General features: G+C 63.9%; 1 protein-coding gene. It reads left to right on the top strand.

Annotated features, from left to right (window positions below; genetic code table 11):
- Window positions 1-234 precede the first annotated feature (234 nt).
- A complete protein-coding gene (locus tag FOY51_RS27020) occupies window positions 235-1491 on the top strand; it encodes an IS110 family RNA-guided transposase (RefSeq protein WP_149433362.1) in 1257 nt (418 codons plus the stop codon).
- The last annotated feature ends 64 nt before the right edge of the window (window positions 1492-1555 follow it).

Below are 1555 nucleotides of genomic sequence, written 5' to 3'. Positions count from 1 at the left end.
CATTGAAGAGATTTATGCCCCTGTCGGGGCGCTCGCGGGTGGTTGAAACTGGTGGTGCGTCACCGCTGACGTCGGTGCAGATTGGCATCTTCAAGTCCGTATTGAAGAGTGACGCTGGAGTCCGCACCGGGAGGTACTCCGGGTTGCTGCTGTGAGCGCGTGTCTGAGTTTCGTATTTGATCGTGGGCTCCGCGGGTGACGCGCTCTGTTCGGTCGAGTGTGGGAGGCGTTGACGTGGAGATCTTGTTCTCGAGGGTGGCCGGTATCGATGTGCACAAGCGGCAGGTGACGGTCGCGGTGCGTGCCCCGGATAGCGAGTCCAGCGGTGGCGAAGCGCGTATTCAGCGGGTGCGACGTTTCGCGACGTTCTATGGGGCGTTGCTGGAGATGGCGGAATGGCTGCGCGCCGAACGGGTTACGCACGTGGCGATGGAGGCGACCGGCGTGTATTGGCGGCCGGTGTTCCATGCCCTGGCCGAGTTCGATGGCTTCGAGATCGTGCTGTGCAACGCGCGTCACGTGAAGAACGTGCCGGGTCGCAAGACCGATGCCAACGATGCGGTCTGGTTGGCGCAGTTGTGCGAGGTGGGTCTGCTGCGAGGTAGCTTCATCCCGCCGGCTGATATCGCCGCGATTCGGGAGTTGACGCGGTACCGACGCAAGTTGACCGAGGAACGCACCCGGGAGACCCAGCGGCTGCACAAGGTGCTCGAAGACGGCGGGATCAAGCTGGATTCGGTGGCCTCGGATTCGCTCGGGGTGTCGGGTCGGGCGATGATAACGGCGTTGATCGCCGGCGAGCGTGATCCGGCGGTGCTGGCCGATCTTGCGCGTGGGCTGCTGCGTAAGAAGATCCCGGACCTGACGATGGCTCTGGCTGGCCGGTTCGCCGCGCATCATGCGGTGCTGGCCGGCTTGCACTTGGACCACATCGATCAGCTCAACGTGATGATCGGGCGGCTGGAGGCTCGGATCGAGGAAGCGGTCACGCCCTTCGCGCGGCACCGAGATCTGCTGATGACCATTCCGGGTATTGGTGTGCGAGCCGCACAGACGATCATCGCCGAAATCGGGGTGGACATGTCCCGGTTCCCGACGGCCGATCACCTCGCCTCGTGGGCGGGGCTGTGCCCCGGCAACAACGAGTCCGCCGGCAAACGAAAGAAGACAGCGACTCGTAACGGCAACCCGCAACTCTGCGCAGTGCTCGTGGAGGCCGCGTGGGCGGTCGCACGGACACAGACACGGTTGGGCGCGCGGTTTCGGCGGCTTCATCGACGGTTCGGCAAGTCGGGCGGCAAGAAGGCCGCGGTCGCGATCGCGCACACGATCCTGGTGATCGTCTGGCATGTCCTGCACGACGAGGTGGACTACATCGACCTTGGCACCGATTACTACACCCGCCGTGACGAGCCTGAGGCCCGGAAGAGGCTGTTACAACGGCAGCTCGAAGAGCTCGGCTACCACGTCGAGATCAGCCCCGCGGCCTGACATTCCGGGACCGGATCACGTCCAACAAGCTGGGTTGTCACCTCGCGTTCAGTTTCGTCTGAGT

Origin of the sequence: Antrihabitans cavernicola, assembly GCF_008297975.1 — a bacterium.
In the GTDB taxonomy this organism is placed as follows: Bacteria; Actinomycetota; Actinomycetes; order Mycobacteriales; family Mycobacteriaceae; genus Antrihabitans; species Antrihabitans cavernicola.
The sequence above is the reverse complement of the archived record's forward strand: the minus strand, read 5'-3'. Positions and strand labels throughout refer to the sequence as shown.